The sequence below is a fragment of the Fictibacillus solisalsi genome (assembly GCF_900103485.1).
Classification (GTDB): Bacteria; Bacillota; Bacilli; order Bacillales; family Fictibacillaceae; genus Fictibacillus_C; species Fictibacillus_C solisalsi.
On record NZ_FNHW01000001.1, the window covers coordinates 2,194,764 to 2,213,166 of the forward strand.

Consider the following 18,403-nt stretch of genomic DNA (forward strand, 5'->3'; position numbering starts at 1 on the left):
ATATACCTTCTTTCTAATTAAGCAATGGACGGGAAGTGGTGGTAAATGGTGAACAATGATTATTTGCACCGTATATTTCGTTTCTTTCTCATAGTATGTTTATTTGCCCTCGTCTTAATAGGCTGTTTTTTCCTCTCCAAAGTAACCTACCCTTTTATCCTGGGAGGAATCATCGCCATGGCAATTAATCCCTTTGTTAACTTCTTGGAGGAAAAGGGGAAAATGCCGAGAGCCTTGGCCGTTTTTGCTGCTTTGTTGCTGCTGATTGGAGCAGCAGCCGGCACCATCCTGCTGCTCGTCCGTGAAATTTTCACCGGCTTGGCATATCTGGCGCATGTTCTGCCCGATTACAGCAAGGAACTTGTACAGTATATAGAAATCTATTTCAAAACAAAAATTTTGCCCTTTTACAATGATATTAACGCCATGTTCAACAACCTCGAAGACGACCATCAGCAAACGATCATGAAGAATATTGACGCCATCGGCACCCACATTACCACAACCGTTTCCAAGCTTGCACAGGAAGCCGTGGATATTGTCTCCTCCCTGCTCGTCAGTCTTCCCACGTTTGTAACCGTTTTTGTTTTTTCCATTCTGGCTGCCTTTTTTATATGCAAGGATTGGTACCGCTTTTCCCGGTATTTGCGAAAAATCTCTTCGGACAAGTGGATGGCGCGCGCGCGGACGGTCTATCTTGAGCTCAGAAAGGCGTTGTTCGGTTTTGCGAAGGCCCAATTTACGCTGATTTCAATGACAGCCTGCATTGTTCTAATCGGTCTACTTTTGCTGCGGATTGAATATGCCATCACGATTTCACTTTTGATTGGTGCCGTTGACCTTCTTCCCTACCTCGGAACGGGAGCCATTTTTATACCCTGGATTGCGTATACCTTTGTATCAGGGGATTATCCACTAACCGTAGGGCTTTCCATTCTTTATGGAGTGGTAATCATTCAGCGCCAGCTGGCAGAACCCAAAATCCTGTCCTCCACGATAGGACTTGATCCTCTCGCTACCCTGATCGCCCTCTTTGCCGGTTACCAGTGGTTCGGCTTTCTTGGGCTGCTAATTGGACCAGCCTTCCTTGTCATCGTCCGTGCCCTCCACCAGGCCCAATTTTTCCACGAAATCTATGCGTTTATAAAAGGGAATGCTGACAGGCCTGATTAGAGACGGATATAATTTGAAGAATTTTCCATAAAACACCTTGGGAAAATCTCTTCCCTGCTATACGTTTTTTCCCCGTAAAAAAGAAGAGAGCGTCCAATCTGGATGCTCTTTTACCGTTTCCAATAAAAATGGTATTGCCCGGATTTGATTTTCCGCTGAAAATAGCGCAAAAGCCATGCTTTTGCCACCGCCCGGGTCGGCGGGATAAGCAGAAGCACACCGATAACATCTGAAATAAAGCCTGGCGTGAATAAAAAAATGCCCCCGGCCAGAATACAGAGGCCGTCAATAAGCACAAAGCCGGGAACCTGCCCGTTCTGCAGCTGGGTTTGTGCAAGCCTCAAAGCATGCAGCCCTTCTTTTTTGGCCAGCCATGCACCAAGCAGGCTGGTGAGGACAATGAGGATAAACGTGGGCAGTGGACCGATCAGGTGGCCCACCCATATCAAAATTGCAATTTCGGCAGCGGGTACGATCAGCAGCAATAAAAATAAAATCCTGAACATATATGTACTCCTTTACCATCTCACTTTTGTTTATAAAAAAAGAGAAGGACAAGAATCCCTCTCTTATTTGTATATCTTATAGTACGTTTTTACGCCCGTCATAAATGTCGCCTTTTGAAGCGTCCACGGTAATTTCCTGGCCGTCCTTCAAAATTTCTGTAGCATTCTGAAGTCCAACGATAACAGGAATCCCAAGGCTGATGCCCACTACCGCAGCGTGGCTGGTTAACCCGCCTTCTTCGGTAATAATAGCAGCTGCTTTTTCAATCGCCGGCATCATTTCACGGTCAGTGCCGATGGTTACAAGGATGTCGCCTTCCTGAACTTTGGAAGCTTCAGTGGAGTTTTTTGCCACTACAACTTTCCCCGTTGCGGAATTTTGCCCAATGCCTTGACCTTTGGCAAGTACATCACCAATCACATGCACCTTAAGAAGGTTGGTTGATCCGGTTTTACCCACAGGAACACCAGCTGTAATCACCACAATGCTTCCATGAGTAACTAGGTTGCTCTCAATAGAAGAGTCAATGGCAACCTGGAACATTTCATCTGTTGTTTCTGCCTTTTTGCCTTTTACAGGATACACTCCCCAGACAAGAGCAAGCTTTCTCATGACGTCATCATGGCTTGTTACCGCAACAAGAGGAGCCTTTGGACGATATTTGGAAATCATTCTGGCAGTATGTCCACGCTCGGTTGCTGTAATGATGGCATCCGCTTCAAGATTAAGAGCAGTAAAGGATACAGATTGAGAAATCGCATCTGTAATTGTTGTTTTGCTTTCTTTGCTTCGCTGTGACAGGATATTGCGGTATTCCAGAGAGGCTTCGGCACGGTTTGCGATCTTGTGCATGGTTTGTACCGCTTCAACCGGATAAGTTCCGGCTGCTGTTTCTCCGGAAAGCATAATGGCATCTGTGCCATCAAAAATGGCGTTGGCCACGTCACTCGCTTCCGCACGTGTTGGACGAGGGTTGCGCTGCATGGAGTCGAGCATCTGCGTTGCTGTAATGACAGGCTTTCCAAGCTCATTGCACTTTTTAATGAGCATTTTTTGCACAAGCGGCACTTCTTCAGCAGGAATTTCCACGCCAAGGTCACCGCGGGCAACCATCAAACCGTCAGATACAGCAAGAATTTCATCGATGTTTTCGACACCTTCCTGGTTCTCGATCTTTGGAATGATCTGAATGCTTTGGGCATTGTGCTTTTCAAGAATCTCGCGAATCTCAAGCACATCCGTCGCACGACGTACAAAGGAGGCAGCAATGAAGTCAATTCCCTGCTTAATGCCGAACTCGATATCCTTCGCGTCTTTTTCCGTAATTCCTGGAAGCTTAACGCTGACATTTGGGACGTTAACCCCTTTTTTATTTTTAAGCGTTCCGCTGTTAAGTATTTTTGTTGTGATTTCTTTGGCTCCGATTTTTGTAACTTCAAGCTCAATTAAGCCATCATCCAAAAGAATCTTGGAACCTACATGAACATCGTCCACAAGGCCAGGATATGTTACTGAGATTTTTTTATTCGTACCCATAACTTCTTCCATGGAGATGACAAGCTCTTCTCCTGCTTGAAGCTCTGCCACTCCGCCTTCCAATGTCTGTGTACGGATTTCAGGCCCTTTTGTGTCCAAAAGAATGGCAACTGTTTTTCCCAGCTTAGCAGCTGCTTCCCTGATATTAATCATACGTGCTCCGTGCTCTTCAAAATCTCCGTGAGAGAAATTAAGCCGAGCCACATTCATACCTGCATCGATCAGTTGAGTCAGTTTCTCAACGCTCTCACTTGCAGGCCCGATAGTACAGACTATTTTTGTTTTACGCATGGTCTTCCTCCTGTGTTTTGCACTTGTTCATGCAATGTGAAATTAGATTGATAGTTCCTGAGACAGACGGTACATTCCTTGATCCAGATGGTGTTTGCTTGCCAGCACTTCCGTTATGTCATGATCCACCAGAACGTTTTTCTGCACGCCAACGGTGCGCCCGGCTTTGCCTTCAAGCAGGAGCTCAACGGCTCTGGCGCCCAGACGGCTTGCAAGTACACGGTCAAATGCGGTTGGTGATCCGCCACGCTGAATATGTCCCAGCACAGTAACCCGTGTTTCCAAGTTGGTTTTTTCTTCGATCTGTTTTCCGATTTCCACACCGCTGCAGACACCTTCAGCCACGATGATGATACTGTGTTTCTTGCCGCGGTCAATGCCCAACTGCAGACGGTTGATAATGTGATCAATGTCATGCCTTTCTTCAGGTATAAGAATGGATTCTGCACCGTCAGCAAGACCCGCCCATAAGGCCAGATCCCCTGCATCGCGACCCATAACTTCAATAACATATGTTCTGTCATGGGAAGTGGCAGTATCTCGAATTTTATCGATCGCTTCAATTATAGTATTTAATGCTGTATCAAATCCAATCGTAAAATCGGTTCCCGGGATATCATTGTCAATGGTTCCTGGCAAACCAATCGTCGGAAATCCTGCTTCGGAGAGCTTTTTCGCTCCCTGAAAAGAACCATCTCCTCCAATGACAACCAAACCTTCAATGCCGAATTTTTTCAGCTGCTCAATCCCTTTGGCCTGTCCTTCAGACGTTTTGAATTCTTCACATCTGGCTGTGCGAAGCATGGTGCCGCCTCTGTGAATAATATCTCCCACAGAGCCCACTTCCAATTTAGTAATATTACCCGCAATCAAGCCAGCGTAACCATTATAGATGCCATAAACCTCAAGATCATGAAAAATCCCCTTACGAACTACAGCACGAATGGCAGCGTTCATACCCGGTGAATCTCCTCCACTCGTAAGAACCCCAATTCGCTTCATTTAGCTTCCACCTCTCATGTATTCTCATCTTATTAAAATATCATGTTCAAAACTTCAACACAATAGACAACAAACGACAAAAAATGTGCTTTCTCGTCACGGAGAAAGCACATTCTTTATTTGACAGCAATGGAATCGTTTACAAACGTAAATTCTCCCATATTTTTGTACTTTTCATAGCGTTGTTCCACCAGCTCTTCTTCTGACAAATTCATCAGTTCTTCAAGTGATGACTGAATAACCGCTTCGATTCGCTTCGCCTGTTCAGCCGGATCATGATGCGCTCCGCCTTTAACTTCCGGTATCATTTCATCGATTATTCCGAGTTCCTTCAAATCAGGAGCTGTAATTTTCATCGACTCTGCCGCAAGTTTGGCTTTTGTCGAATCCTTCCAAAGAATAGAAGCCGCACCTTCAGGTGAAATAACAGAGTACCAGGAGTTTTCCAGCATATGAACATGGTTGCCTACTCCGATGCCAAGTGCTCCGCCGCTGGCACCTTCACCGATGACGATACAAATAATGGGTACATTAAGACCCGCCATTTCCACCAGGTTTCTGGCAATGGCCTCACTCTGTCCTCTTTCTTCAGCTGACTTCCCGGGAAATGCTCCTTTTGTGTCCATCAGGCAAATAACCGGGCGAGAGAACTTCTCTGCTTGCTTCATCAAACGGAGGGCTTTGCGGTACCCTTCCGGATGCGGCATGCCGAAGTTGCGTCTGATGTTTTCTTTTGTGTCACGGCCGCGCTGCTGTCCAATCACAGTAACAGGCTGGTCATGAAACATACCAATTCCCCCGACAATTGCCTCATCCTCACCGTAGAGGCGATCACCATGCAATTCAATGAAATCTTTAAAAAGAAAAGAGATGTAATCAAGTGTTGTCGGACGCTCAGGATGGCGGGCAACTAGAACACGGTCCCATGCGCTCATATTTTCATACGTATCGTTTTGAAGAGCGCTCAGCCTTTCTTCAAGTGAAGTGATTTCATCAGTTAAGTCAATTCCCTTTTCATCCATAAACGATTTAAGTTCTGCAATCTTCTTTTTCAGTTCTGTAATCGGACGTTCAAACTCTAATTCTCCAACCAAGTCTATGCCCTCCTTCCTGAGTGGATTTTCAATACATTTGTCAGTGTTTCTTTCATTTCATGTCTTGGTATAACCTTATCGAGCTGGCCATGCTTCAGCAAAAATTCTGCTGTCTGGAAATCTTCCGGCAGGTCTTCACGGATTGTCTGCTCGATGACCCGGCGGCCGGCAAAGCCAATTAATGCTTTAGGTTCTGCAAAATTATAATCTCCAACAGAAGCAAAGCTTGCAGATACCCCGCCTGTTGTCGGATGCGTCATGACAGAAATAAACAGAAGCCCTCGGTCGCTGTGCCTTTTGAGCGCAACACTTGTCTTGGCCATCTGCATCAAGCTCAGAATTCCTTCCTGCATTCTTGCACCACCGGAAGCAGTGAAGATGATAAAAGGAAGCTCTTTCTCAATCGCCTGCTCAATAGCTCTTGTGATCTTTTCTCCAACCACAGAACCCATGCTGCCCATTCTGAAACGCGAATCCATGACCGCAATAACAACTGGATTTTCATTAATAGTTGCGTCTCCAGTGACAACAGCTTCATTGATTTTTGTTTTCATTCTGTCACTTTCTAATTTTTCCAGATATCCTGGAAACTCCAGCGGATTCTCCGATATCATGTTCCGGTCGTATTCTGTGAAACTGCCTTCGTCCACGAGACTTCCAATTCGTTCGAAGGAAGACATCGGATAATGATATTGGCAGGATTGGCATACAAGCAAGTTTTTCTTTAACTCTTTTGTATACATGATGTGTTTGCATTCAGGACACTTGGTCATCAGTCCCTCAGGCACATCCTGTTTCATTTTTTCGGTAGGAATCGTGGCATATTTCTTCTTCTTGGCGAAAAAATCCTTTAACAAAATAACACCACCCATACTGTGTAAACTTAATCTCACATGGTCTGTGACATTAGCTGAATTACATTCTTGCTGTCCCCGTTCTTTAAGTGCTCCAATAGTTGGGAGCATTCCCCTGAATGAAGAAGAAATGAATGTTGATGAACTGACAGTCCGTAGTCTGATAACTCAACCCACAGCCTGTACAGCAAATGATTGTTGCATAATTTGATAACAGATTCCTGGAACCGGAGAATCAGTTGCTGCAGATCACTCTCATGCTTCGTGCGTTCAATCTCCCGGATGAGGCCATTCAGGTACTCAATATCCTCTGGACGAACTCTCTGTACAGCTAATTCTATACAATCCCTGATAATTATAGACTTGGTTTCCAAAAGATCCTGTCTGGCCTTTTGATCGTGCAAAATAAAAGAAGCAAGAACCTCCACAAGCCGGTGGCCCGTGGCAGGCTTTATAAACGTCCCCTCGCCTCTGCGGGTTTCAATAAGCCCCAGAAGCTCAAGTGAACGCAAGGCCTCTCTTACAGAGGAGCGCCCAACATGCAGGCGGTCAGTAAGCTCTCGCTCCGACGGCAGTTTATCACCGGCTTGCAGATCGTCTTCTTCAATAATGGTTTTAATCTTTTTGATGATCTCAACATAGACCTTTTCAGATGTGCCTGACAACTGTCCAGCCTCCCTTGAGAATCGCTTATTCCTTACCTATCAATGAAAGCTGCATGGTTTTTTCAGCGATTTTTTCGGGATTCGCTTGAATTCTGGCCACACCCGTTTCCATAGCCGCTTTTGCCACTGCTGCGGCAACCGCTGGAGCTACACGTGGATCAAATGGTGCCGGAATTACATAATCAGGATTCAGTTCTGATTCTGCCACAAGATTCGCAATGGCATGCACCGCAGCGATCTTCATCTCTTCATTGATGTGGGTTGCCCGGACATCAAGAGCACCCCGGAAGATTCCAGGAAAAGCAAGCACATTATTTACCTGGTTTGGAAAGTCGGAACGGCCTGTCCCAATGACCATAGCCCCTGCTTCTCTCGCCTTTTGAGGCATGATTTCGGGCGTAGGATTCGCCATGGCGAAGATGATCGGATTTTCATTCATGGAGCGAACCATTTCCTCTGTTAATGCCCCTTCAACGGACACGCCGATAAACAAATCGGTGCCGGCGATGACTTCCTGTAAGGTTCCTTCCTTTTTGGAGCGGTTGGTGAATTTAGCAACCTCGCTTTTCACGCTGTTCATGCCAAACGGACGGCCTTCATAAATCGCACCCTTAGTATCACACATTACAATGTCTTTTACACCAAAGCGGTCCAAAAGCTTAATAATAGCAATCCCGGCAGCGCCTGCCCCGTTCACTACAACCTTGATCTCAGACATTTGACGGTTTGAGAGCTTTAAAGCATTAACAAGGCCTGCAAGTGTAACGATTGCAGTTCCGTGCTGGTCATCATGAAAAATAGGGATATTCGTCTCTTTTTTCAATCGTTCTTCTATCAAAAAGCAATTTGGAGCCGCAATGTCTTCCAGGTTAACTCCGCCAAAGGTAGGTTCAAGCAACTTAACCGTTTCAACAATTTTATCGATATCAGTTGTATTCAGGCAGATCGGGAACGCATCCACACCGGCAAAGCTCTTAAATAGAACAGCTTTTCCTTCCATAACTGGCATGGCTGCTTCCGGTCCGATGTTGCCCAGTCCAAGAACCGCTGTACCATCGGAAACTACAGCAACAGTATTGCCTTTCATGGTATATTCGTAGACCTTAGATTTGTCATCATAGATATCTTTGCATGGTTCTGCCACTCCCGGAGAATACGCAAGGCTTAAATCCTTTGCATTTCTTACCGGAACTTTAGGAGTCGATTCCAATTTCCCTTTGTTTACTCTGTGCATGTGCAGTGCTTCTTCTCGTAATATAGACATCCGTTCATCTCCTAATTTTAATGAATTAAGTTAGCGTAAAAAGAATTGGTGAAGCAATGTCTGTTTTAAAGGGGTGCAACTATCCAGCATATTTTATCAGCCTTTTATGGTGGTCTGACCACCATTGACCTATTTATTATAACAGATGAAGGCAAGCTGTAAAGACATTACCCTCCTTTTAACACTACGTTTTCCGCACCAATCAGCCCCCTGATTTCTGACAAAAATTCATAGGTTGGAGCAACTGATTGTGAAAGCTTAATACTTTTTCGATCCTGTTCATAGTACAGAATCACCCTGGCTTCTCCACGGCTTGAATGCAGCTTTGCTTTTAATTGGCTGAGCACAGACGGAGAAAGGTCCGTTTGAAGTTTGAGATACAAAATTTGTTCCCTGGAAGGCTGCTTTTTTTCACTTACTTCCGAAAGGAGACCGGCTTTATTGATCAATACCTGTCTTGATCCGCTCTTTTCTTCCATAGCTCCCTCAATCAGGAGGAAAGCCCCTTTTTGAAAAAGGTCATGGTAGGTTTTATAGGTATTGGGGAAAGCGACAAATTCCATCTCTCCCGACTCATCACTTCCAGAAATAAAAGCCATCAGGTCTCCCTTTTTTGTTTTTATCGCTCTGACCTTCGTAATCATGACGCCCAGGCGCACATTGGACTTTGCCGGGGTATTTGATGCTTCACTGATGGAAAGGACCCCATATTCTTCCATTAGGCGCTGGAATTTTTTCAGCGGATGGCCGCTAAGGTAAAAGCCAAGGGCTTCATACTCGAACTTCAAACGTTCCGCCTCCTTGAACGGAGGCACTTCTACATAGCCCGGCTTCTCTATGCTGTCATGTTCCCCAAACAGCTGTATCTGATTTTCTTCCCGGTACGCCTGGATCTTTTCTCCATACTCGATGGCCCGGTCCAGAGTAGCCAGAAGACAAGCCCTGTCCTGTCCAAAATCATCGAAAGCTCCGGCAAAAATCAGGGATTCAAGGGTCCGCTTATTCACCAGCCTGGCGGGCGAATACGCGCAAACATCAAACAAATCGGTGAACGGATGCTTGCTCCTTGTTTCAATCAGATGCTTGATCGCTTGATAACCTGCATTTTTTATGCACAACAGACCAAATCTAACACAATCTCCTTCTACAGTAAAATGGAGAAAGCTGTGTAGGATCGATGGCGGAAGCACCCGTATCTTCTTTTCGGAACATTCTTTCCGGTACTGTTCAATTTTTTCAGGATTTCCCGTTACACTGGACAATAAAGCTGCCATGAAGTACAGTGGATAATTGGCTTTCAAATAAGCCAGCTGATACGCGATAACACTGTATGCAACCGCATGGCTTTTGTTAAAACCGTAATCGGCAAACCGGACTATGAGATCATAAAGGCCGTTCGCCGTCTCTTGGTCATGCCCATGATCAAGACAGCCTCTAACAAAATGCTCTCTTTCCCGGTCGAGCACATCCCGCTTCTTTTTGCTTACGGCTCGCCGCAGCAAGTCGGCTTCCCCCAAAGAAAAGCCTGCCATTTTTGAGGCGATTTTCATGATCTGTTCTTGATACACGATAACGCCATAGGTTGGTTTTAGAATGGGTTCAAGATCCGGGTGACGGTATTCAACCATTCGCGTCCCATGCTTTCCCCCAATATAATCAGGAATATTCTGCATTGGGCCCGGACGGTAAAGTGCGTTCACGGCGACTATATCTTCAAATCCCGTCGGCTTCAGCTGCTGCAGGACCTTTCGCATTCCGTCAGATTCCAGCTGGAAAATTCCTGTTGTATCCCCTTTTCCCAACAATTCAAAGGTTGCCTTATCATCAAACGGAATGCTCCCAAGATGGACAGTCGTCCCTGTACCCTTTTCAACGAGCGTACAGATTTGCTCCAGCAGCGTTAAATTTCGCAAGCCGAGAAAATCCATTTTAAGCAATCCGATATCCTCCAGCCATTCCATGCTGTACTGTGTTAGAGGTATGCCTTCATGCCCGGTTTGCAGGGGAGTATACTGAGTAAGCGGCCGGCCGCTTATAATTACCCCGGCTGCATGTGTAGAAGCGTGGCGCGGTAAGCCTTCAAGCGTAGCAGCCACGTCCACCAGTTTTTGCACAGTCGGATTTTCACTCATCAGCTTTTGCAGCCCAAACGATTCTTCTGTTGCCCGTGCCAGTGTCATACCCGGCCGTGAGGGAATTTGTTTGGAAACCGAATCCACCAGATTCCCCGGCAGGTTAAGCACTCGGGCCGTATCACGGATTGCGGCTTTGGCCGCGAGGGTTCCAAACGTGATGATTTGAGCGACCCGTTCTTCTCCGTATTTCTCTTTCACATATTGAAGCACTTCATCTCTTCGAACATCCGGAAAATCAATATCGATATCAGGCATGGTTACACGTTCCGGATTAAGAAACCGTTCAAAGAGCAGATCATGCTCAATAGGATCCACTTCCGTAATATAGAGCACAAAAGCGACAAGAGAGCCTGCAGCCGACCCTCGCCCGGGTCCCGTGATCATACCGGAGCGATGAGCAAATCTCATAAAATCCCAGACAATTAAAAAATAATCATCAAATTTCATCTTCCGGATAATGTCGAGCTCATAGTCCAGCCGCTCAAGAACTCGGGCATCCGGTTCCCCATATCGGGCGGCCGCGCCTTTCAGGCAAATCGTCTTCAGATGGTCGGTGGATGATGTTCCTTCAGGCAGCGGATATTTAGGAATCAGCTGCTGATTAAAAACAAGTTCGACATTGCACTCAGACGCAATTTTTTCTGAGGCAGCCAAAGCCTCTGGAAGGTGGCTGAACCGAGTTTCCATCTCATCGGGTGACAGCAGATAAAACTCATCGGTCGGCAGCATTTCCCTGTCCAAATCCCCAAGCTTCTGACCGTTTTTAATACAGAGCAGAACCTCCTGCGATTCCGCTTCTTCCGGTTTTACATAATAGATTTCATGGGCAGCGGAAAGTGGAATGTTTTCCTCTTTGGAGAGCTGCTCCACCTCAAAATTGATATTTTTTTCTTTTCCTGTTCCGTGGTCTTCCACCCCGAGGTAAACGTGTGGACCGAACCAGCTTTGATAAAGCCGGCAAACTTCCCTCGCTCTTTCCTTTTCTCCCTGGAGAATCAGCTGCTGCACTTCTCCTTCCGTTCCAGAAGAGATGAGGAGCAGCCCCTCTTTATGAGCACTCAACACATCTTTCTGCAGACTTGGAAAAGAAGCCGGGTCCTGCATCAGCTTCGTGCTGATTTTCAATAGATTCAAATAGCCTGCTTCATTTCGTGCGTAAAGAAGCAGCTTGCCGGTTTCCGGTCTTTTTCTTGTATCAAACACCGGGTTTAAAAGAATGGTGACTTCAAGGCCAATGATAGGCTTAATGCCCTGCTTTTGACAGGCTTTATAAAAGGGGATCACCCCGTACATATTCAGCTTATCCGTAATCGCCAGCGCTTTGTAACCGAGCTCTTTTGCTCGGTTCACCAGAGAATTCAGGCGGCCGGAACTTTCAAGCAGACTGTATTCTGTATGTATATGCAACGGAACAAATGTCATTGCATCACTTCCTTATCGCTCATTTGTCTTCTATTATAGTACATCCTTGCCTCCTTTAGAAAATAAGCATATTCCGCAGAGCGTGTCCATAATCATAATAAAAAGGAGGAGTGACGTGTGAGAGAATTTCTTTCAAGTATTATCATTACCTTTTTTATTGCTTTCGGCGTCATTCTCGGCGGCGCCATTATCGGTGGCCTCGCCGCCTTCCTGGTCGGGAAAGCACCCCTCATGGAAACAGTGGATCTTGCCAAAAAGCTGAAAATCTGGGCCATCGTGGCTGCAATGGGAGGTACGTTTGACACCATCACAAATTTTGAACGAAGCTTTTTAAATGGTGCAACCTACGAAATCATTAAACAGCTGATTATCATCTTTATCGCCATGGCCGGTGCCAATACCGCCATGCTCCTATTACAATGGCTGACACAGGAGAATCTGAACTAAGATGAGAATCCCCCCTTTTTTTAACCGAAAAGGCTATCAGCGCTTTTTTGCCGGGCTGATGCTTGGAATTATACTGGGATGGGTCTTTTTTTTAATGCAGTATGGGTTGACGGTAGAACATTATGTCAGCACCATCAAGAATCAAGCGTCCCATATCGCTGACCTAAAAGAACAAATCGCACAATGGAAAGATACCTATGAAAAAAGCAATGAGGAAAACGAAAAGCAATTAAGGGTTCAGAAAATAAAAGTATACGTAACGAACAATAATACACTCAGACTGCCGCAGCTCAAAGTCTACGAAATTTCGGAATCCGTACAGGATCAGCTTGAAAATCTCCTCGGTGAAGAGATTGAATCCGTCTATAAAACCCGTATGCTCCTTTACAAGGCTATTGAAAACAAAGGGTATGAAGTCGACGGCGAAAGCTACAAAGTCATTGTTACTCAACTTTTTTTGTACACCTCACTTGAGGTTCACGTGAAAATCATTCCTGAAGGATAATCTGCTCATCACCAAAAATAATTCGTATTTCCTGTTTTTTGACAATTCAAATAATCTGTTGGCTTTTTGATACCGGATTGTTTACAATAAAAGAAAGCAAGAAAGAATAGGGGGTATTTCGCTTGATTATTAACCGTAAAGAAATCGCTCGTGAACAAGTCAAAAAAATCCAGAATGGTTTTTCTGCTTTTGCAGAAACAAAAGAAGTGGCAGAACTCATCAAAAAAGAACTGATGAAGCTGAATATTCCTGTTCACGAAGACACCACAGACCTAGGCTCCTGGTTTATTCCCGAGAAATCCTAATGAGTTTAAATGCGTGCATAGCAAACAAAAAACAGCCGTTGAACTGCTGACCTGTTACCAGGGGCAGTTGCATCGAGCTGTTTTTTCTTTATATCGTCCTGCAGCTTTAGCGGTTCGTTACAAACGCTTTGCACAATTCTACCAAATCGAAAACAACTTGTTTAGTTTCTTCTTCACTGTAAACTGTTGCCCCAGAAGCCATCGGGTGCCCGCCGCCGTTGTATTTCATTGCCAATTGGTTGATTACCGGGCCTTTTGAGCGAAGGCGGACACGAATTTGATGGGGTTCATCCACAAAAAACACCCATGCCACCATTCCCTCCACATTGGCAAACGCGTTCACGAGCTGGGAGGCTTCACTCACACTTACGCCGTACTCTTCGAGCGTCTCCTTCGGCAGATGAATGTATCCGGCAATGCCGTCAATCACTTTAAAGTTCTGAAGAACATAACCATTCAATCTCGCCGTATTTTCTTTCACTTTGTACAGATTTTCAAAGATTTCGCTTGTTGAAATTCCTTTCCTCACAAGCTCTCCCGCGGCATAATAAGTTTTTTCTGTGGTATTCCGGTATAAAAATCGTCCGGTATCACTCACAATTCCCGCGAACAACAACCGGGCAGCCTCTTTGTTCAGAATCAGACCATTCTCTTTTTCATGCTCAAACCACTCAAAAATCATCTGACTGACAGAACTGGCACTTGTATCGACCCAGACAAGGTCACCATATGGCTCTTCGTTGGGATGATGATCGATTTTAATCAGTCTGTCACCGAGCGAATATCGCTGATCACTGATTCGCGGCGAATTTGCCGTATCACATACAATCACAAGCGCACCGTTATAGGTATCATCTGTAATCTGATCCATTTGCACCAAAAACGTTAATGCAGGATCTTCTTCCCCTACCAGGTAAATCTCTTTTTCTGGAAAACTAGCTTTTAAAATGGCTCCCAGTCCACCCTGTGAACCTAGTGCATCAGGGTCCGGACGGATATGGCGGTGGATAACGATTTTATTGTACCTTCTGATCGTTTCAAGAATAGCCTCTTTCATTGAATTCTCTCCCTTTTCTTTGACTAACCATATGGCAATTCTTCTCTTTAACCATTACAATGGAAATGGACGACGAACTTGGAGGTTAGAAGACATATGCCGTTATTTGTTATCCTGGTTGTAGTTTCTCTTTCATTTTACATTTTTTATAAAGTAAAAGAAGTCAGATCCAGAGCCGTTTATGAAAAAAACTGGATTGGTTCCAAAGCCAAGATGGCACTTGGCCTCTTTTTGCTTTCATTTGGTTTAAACGAATTCACCATGGTCGAAGATAAAATCCAGCTTTGGATTGCTATCATTTTCTCTGTTTACGGCTTGTTTTTATTGGTTACGGGCTATAAAATGTACAAGCATTTTCTGCCTTTGGCCATAGAAGAAGCACAAAACGCACGGTCTTAGTTTAAAAAACGGCTCAGCGGATGATGATCCTGAGCCGTTTTTTCGTCAGGCGCGATGTCCGATCAACTGGGCAAGCAAAAGTGCTTTACCCACGACTGCACCCTCATGATACAATTCCACATCCACTTTTCCGAACTTTCGGCTGACTTCCAGTACGCGGGGGACGATTTCGATCGTACTTTCCATCTGCACAGGTTTGATAAAATAAAATGTCAGGTTCTCAACCACGATATCCCCTTTTTTAATCTTTCTTAAGGCCCGGCTGGCACCTTCAATGACAAGGGTTGTCATGACGCCGTATGAAACGGTACCGAGGTAGTTGGTCATTTGCGGCGTAACACCAAACTTGTATCTTGGAACTTGTCCGTCTTTGACTTCCGTAATGGAGGCGGTAATCAAATCGTCAAAGGTTTCCCCTACCTGAGGCTGTTTCTGGATCATTTGCATGGATTTCAATACGTCTTGCCGCGTCAGAATCCCGAGCAGCTTTTGTGCGTTATTTACCACAGGAAGAAGCTCAATGCCCTCCCAGATCATAATATGGGCGCAGGAAGCAACAGACGTTTTATGAGTAACTGTAATCGGTGAGCGGGTCATGACTTTATCAATCATTAAAGACCGCTCCATACCGATGATGTCTTTTGACGTTACGATGCCAACTACTTTCATCTGGCTGTCAATGACCGGATAACGGCTATGCTGTGTTTTTTGGTTCAGCTCGTACCATTTTTCCACGTTATCTGATGTGGTGAGCAAGTGGGTCTTTTCAGCCGATATGAGTATATCCGAGGCAAGTACGATTTCCTTTTTGATGAGCTGGTCATAAATGGCCCTGTTGATCATGGTTGCCACGGTAAAGGAGTCATAGCTCGAAGAAATAACCGGAAGTTTCAGAGAGTCCGCCAGCCGTTTCACTTCATCTGTTGTATCAAATCCTCCAGTAATGAGTACAGCTGCCCCGGAATTCAGTCCTAATTCATGGGCGTTTTCACGGTTACCAACGATTAGGAGGCTTCCCGGATCCACATATCTCATCATGGCATCCAGCTTCATCGCGCCGATGACAAATTTGTTTAGCGTTTTATGTAATCCCTCTCTGCCGCCAAGCACCTGGCCGTCCACAATGTTAACCACCTCGGCAAAGGTCAGTTTTTCAATATTTTCCTTCAGTTTCCGTTCAATACGGATGGTTCCAACACGTTCAATCGTGCTGACAACGCCTTGATTCTCTGCTTCTTTAATGGCTCTGTAGGCAGTGCCTTCACTCACAGAAAGCGCTTTGGCGATCTGCCGTACAGAAATTTTGGAGCCGATTTCAAGGGATTCGATGTATTCTATAATTTGTTCATGTTTGGTAGCCATGTTATCCACCGTTCCTTCTGGCTTCTGTTTTATCTGTTCTACTATAGTTGATTAATACAGATTATACAGACATTGAAACAGAAACTCAATGATTCTTCAGGAAGGACTGCCGGGAATGCTCAAGAACATTGCCTTTTAGACGATGATCCACTTCAAGAACAGTGTGAAGCGCAATCCAAATTTTCTTCGTCTGTGCTATCAATACCACAAGTGCGAAACCGAGCCAAACAAATGAGAAAACAAAAGCCGGACTTCCCGTCTGAGAAAAGTTTAAATGTGGGATGCCATAAACGAGCAGCGCCAATAAAGAAAGTGCTTTAAACATGGTGTGATTGGCCATCATAAAAACCCCCTTGTCTTATGCTATGCATGTTGACAAGGAGGCAGAAGCAGAGTGTATTCTATCGTTCAATAAATTCTCCCGGTTTAAGGACCTTGCCGTCTCTTTTTAGAGATGCGACAAACTTGTCGGGATCCTGTTCAATCACAGGGTACGTGTTGTAGTGAATGGGCACCGTCAAATTTGCATTAAGCCACTCCGAGGCGGTTGCCGCATCTTCAGGCCCCATCGTGAAATTGTCCCCGATCGGCAAAAAGGCCACGTCAATATCATTGCGTTCGCCAATCATCTTCATATCCGAGAACAAGGCTGTATCGCCTGCGTGATAAATCGTTTTTCCTTCTGCTGTAAAGAGAAGCCCCGCCGGCATGCCTGTATAGACAACCGTTCCGTCTTCTTCGGTAAAGCTGGATCCGTGGAACGCCTGTGTCCACTTTACATGTCCCCATTCAAACTGATAGCCCCCTCCAATATGCATGGGATGAACGTTCAAGCCCTTGGAACCAAAATATTCGGCGAGTTCAAACGGCGCCACAATCAGGCTGTTATTCCGTTTGGCAATTTCCTCTGCATCACCAGCATGGTCATTATGTCCGTGGGTCAGAAGAATAACATCCGGCTTTACATCACCAATCTCCACATCACAAAAGGTGTTGCCTGAAATAAAAGGGTCAACCCATATGGAATGTTTTTCAGTTGTAATCTCTAGTGCTGATTGTCCATGGAACGTTAATTTCATTTCTTCAACATCTCCTTTAATGGTTCTTGTACTTCAATTCGCAATTACTGCCTTCATTTCCTTCTCATTACCTGTTTTCACATGTCTTAAACGGACTTTTACAAAGGCGGTTCGTTTACAACCCAGAATTGAAGTGATACATTGAAAGCGTACTTCAAATATCAATTAATAGCCATACATAGGAAAGGAAGATACATTATGCAAAAAATCGAAGCACTCTCAACATGGCTGAAAGAACAAAACATCCAAGGCGCATTTGTAACTTCGACCGCCAATGTTTATTATTTAACGGGTTTTCGCTGTTTCCCTCACGAGCGCCTGCTCGGTGTATTTGTATTTCCGGATAAAGAGCCCGTTCTCATTTGTCCAGGAATGGAAGAACTTCAGGCAAAAAATGCAGGATGGGAGCATGAGATTCTGGGCTTTTCCGACACGGATAATCCATGGGATATGATTTCGGAAGCTATTTCCGGCCGCGGCATTTCTTCTGTGGAATCCATTGCTGTGGAAAAAGAGCACCTCTCCTATCATCGCGGTATGCAGTTGCTGAATCTTTTTCCAAACGCATCTCTTGTGTCCGTGGAACATGAGCTGAATGCCATGCGATTGATTAAAAGCAAAGATGAAATTTCCATTCTCCGCGAAGCAGCCCGTCTGGCCGACTTTGGTGTAGAAACAGGAGTCGCCGCCATAGGCAGAGGAGTAACGGAGCTTGAACTAGTCGCTACAGTGGAATATGCACTCAAGAAAAAAGGTGCGGCAGAAATGTCCTTTTCCACGACCATTCTGGCAGGAGAAAAGTCCGCGATGCCACACGGCAACCCTGGATTAAAAGAAATCCAGCCCGGGGACTTTGTCCTTTTCGATCTTGGTGTGGTGGTTGACGGATATTGTTCCGATATTACACGGACCGTTGCCTACCAATCGGTTTCCGAAAAGCAGAAAGAAATTTATGAAGTGGTGAAAAAGGCCCAGCAGGCCTCACTGGATCTGAGCAAACCTGGAACCCGCGTGGGTGATCTTGACCTTGCTGCAAGAAGGATCATTGAAGAAGCGGGATATGGCGACTACTTCCCTCACCGCATCGGTCACGGGCTCGGACTTGATGTTCACGAGCACCCTTCCATGAACGAAAAAAATAACGAAAAACTGGCAGCCGGAATGGTTTATACCATCGAGCCGGGAATTTACCTTCCGGATGTGGGTGGTGTAAGGATCGAAGATGATGTTTACATTTCAGAAAACGGCCACGAATGCCTTACACAATTCACCAAGGAACTTGTTATAGTCAACTAATCAGAAAAAA

General features: G+C 45.3%; 18 protein-coding genes. 6 read left to right on the forward strand and 12 right to left on the reverse strand.

Translation table 11 applies throughout. The features are described from left to right. Positions 1 to 45 precede the first annotated feature (45 nt). Positions 46 to 1,173, forward strand: coding sequence for a sporulation integral membrane protein YtvI (gene ytvI, locus BLT53_RS11275; protein ID WP_342027854.1), 1,128 nt, complete (start codon positions 46 to 48; stop codon positions 1,171 to 1,173). Between the two features lie 110 nt (positions 1,174 to 1,283). Here ytvI and BLT53_RS11280 read toward each other — a convergent pair whose 3' ends face one another. The 8 genes from BLT53_RS11280 to BLT53_RS11315 form a co-directional block, all read right to left on the reverse strand. Then, on the reverse strand, positions 1,284 to 1,679 hold the full coding sequence (locus BLT53_RS11280; RefSeq protein WP_090234933.1) for an FxsA family protein: 396 nt from the start codon (positions 1,677 to 1,679) through the stop codon (positions 1,284 to 1,286). A gap of 76 nt (positions 1,680 to 1,755) precedes the next feature. Next, positions 1,756 to 3,507 carry a pyruvate kinase gene (pyk, locus tag BLT53_RS11285; protein WP_090234935.1) on the reverse strand — a complete coding sequence of 584 codons (1,752 nt, stop codon included), beginning with the start codon at positions 3,505 to 3,507 and terminating at the stop codon, positions 1,756 to 1,758. A 42-nt stretch (positions 3,508 to 3,549) separates the two neighbouring features. Beyond that, entirely contained in the window at positions 3,550 to 4,509 is a 960-nt protein-coding gene (gene pfkA, locus BLT53_RS11290) for a 6-phosphofructokinase (protein WP_090234937.1), read from the reverse strand. 116 nt (positions 4,510 to 4,625) lie between these two features. Further along, positions 4,626 to 5,603, reverse strand: a complete 978-nt coding sequence (locus tag BLT53_RS11295) for an acetyl-CoA carboxylase carboxyltransferase subunit alpha (protein WP_090234938.1) — start codon at positions 5,601 to 5,603, stop codon at positions 4,626 to 4,628. Between the two features lie 2 nt (positions 5,604 to 5,605). Continuing rightward, positions 5,606 to 6,460 carry an acetyl-CoA carboxylase, carboxyltransferase subunit beta gene (gene accD, locus BLT53_RS11300; RefSeq protein WP_090234939.1) on the reverse strand — a complete coding sequence of 285 codons (855 nt, stop codon included), beginning with the start codon at positions 6,458 to 6,460 and terminating at the stop codon, positions 5,606 to 5,608. 32 nt (positions 6,461 to 6,492) lie between these two features. Then, positions 6,493 to 7,122 (reverse strand): FadR/GntR family transcriptional regulator, encoded by a 630-nt coding sequence (locus BLT53_RS11305; protein ID WP_090234941.1) that lies wholly within the window; start codon positions 7,120 to 7,122, stop codon positions 6,493 to 6,495. 25 nt (positions 7,123 to 7,147) lie between these two features. Then, the gene (gene ystJ, locus BLT53_RS11310; protein ID WP_090234942.1) at positions 7,148 to 8,386 is read right to left on the reverse strand and encodes an NADP-dependent malic enzyme; all 1,239 of its coding nucleotides are present in this window, start codon (positions 8,384 to 8,386) and stop codon (positions 7,148 to 7,150) included. Between the two features lie 167 nt (positions 8,387 to 8,553). Continuing rightward, a complete protein-coding gene (locus tag BLT53_RS11315) occupies positions 8,554 to 11,943 on the reverse strand; it encodes a DNA polymerase III subunit alpha (protein ID WP_090234944.1) in 3,390 nt (1,129 codons plus the stop codon). A gap of 117 nt (positions 11,944 to 12,060) precedes the next feature. On the opposite strand from BLT53_RS11315, the gene BLT53_RS11320 reads away from it, so the two are divergent. The 3 genes from BLT53_RS11320 to BLT53_RS11330 all read left to right on the forward strand — a co-directional run bounded on the left by BLT53_RS11320 (position 12,061) and on the right by BLT53_RS11330 (position 13,200). Then, the gene (locus BLT53_RS11320) at positions 12,061 to 12,390 is read left to right on the forward strand and encodes a YtrH family sporulation protein (RefSeq protein ID WP_061972504.1); all 330 of its coding nucleotides are present in this window, start codon (positions 12,061 to 12,063) and stop codon (positions 12,388 to 12,390) included. 1 nt (position 12,391) lies between these two features. Next, a complete protein-coding gene (gene ytrI / locus BLT53_RS11325; protein WP_090234945.1) occupies positions 12,392 to 12,895 on the forward strand; it encodes a sporulation membrane protein YtrI in 504 nt (167 codons plus the stop codon). Positions 12,896 to 13,017: 122 nt separating this feature from the next. Then, a complete protein-coding gene (locus BLT53_RS11330; RefSeq protein WP_061972502.1) occupies positions 13,018 to 13,200 on the forward strand; it encodes a YtzJ family protein in 183 nt (60 codons plus the stop codon). A 106-nt stretch (positions 13,201 to 13,306) separates the two neighbouring features. Here BLT53_RS11330 and BLT53_RS11335 read toward each other — a convergent pair whose 3' ends face one another. Continuing rightward, entirely contained in the window at positions 13,307 to 14,257 is a 951-nt protein-coding gene (locus BLT53_RS11335) for a DHH family phosphoesterase (RefSeq protein ID WP_090234946.1), read from the reverse strand. Positions 14,258 to 14,353: 96 nt separating this feature from the next. Here BLT53_RS11335 and BLT53_RS11340 point away from each other — a divergent pair, with 96 nt between their 5' ends. Beyond that, on the forward strand, positions 14,354 to 14,656 hold the full coding sequence (locus BLT53_RS11340) for a YtpI family protein (protein ID WP_090234948.1): 303 nt from the start codon (positions 14,354 to 14,356) through the stop codon (positions 14,654 to 14,656). A 45-nt stretch (positions 14,657 to 14,701) separates the two neighbouring features. Here BLT53_RS11340 and BLT53_RS11345 read toward each other — a convergent pair whose 3' ends face one another. From BLT53_RS11345 to BLT53_RS11355, 3 genes are all read right to left on the reverse strand, one after another. Next, on the reverse strand, positions 14,702 to 16,018 hold the full coding sequence (locus BLT53_RS11345; protein WP_090234949.1) for a DRTGG domain-containing protein: 1,317 nt from the start codon (positions 16,016 to 16,018) through the stop codon (positions 14,702 to 14,704). An 85-nt stretch (positions 16,019 to 16,103) separates the two neighbouring features. After that, positions 16,104 to 16,361, reverse strand: coding sequence for a hypothetical protein (locus tag BLT53_RS11350; protein ID WP_139168395.1), 258 nt, complete (start codon positions 16,359 to 16,361; stop codon positions 16,104 to 16,106). 58 nt (positions 16,362 to 16,419) lie between these two features. After that, positions 16,420 to 17,097, reverse strand: coding sequence for a metal-dependent hydrolase (locus BLT53_RS11355; RefSeq protein WP_090234952.1), 678 nt, complete (start codon positions 17,095 to 17,097; stop codon positions 16,420 to 16,422). 195 nt (positions 17,098 to 17,292) lie between these two features. Here BLT53_RS11355 and BLT53_RS11360 point away from each other — a divergent pair, with 195 nt between their 5' ends. Then, positions 17,293 to 18,393, forward strand: a complete 1,101-nt coding sequence (locus tag BLT53_RS11360) for a M24 family metallopeptidase (protein ID WP_139168428.1) — start codon at positions 17,293 to 17,295, stop codon at positions 18,391 to 18,393. Positions 18,394 to 18,403 lie beyond the last annotated feature (10 nt).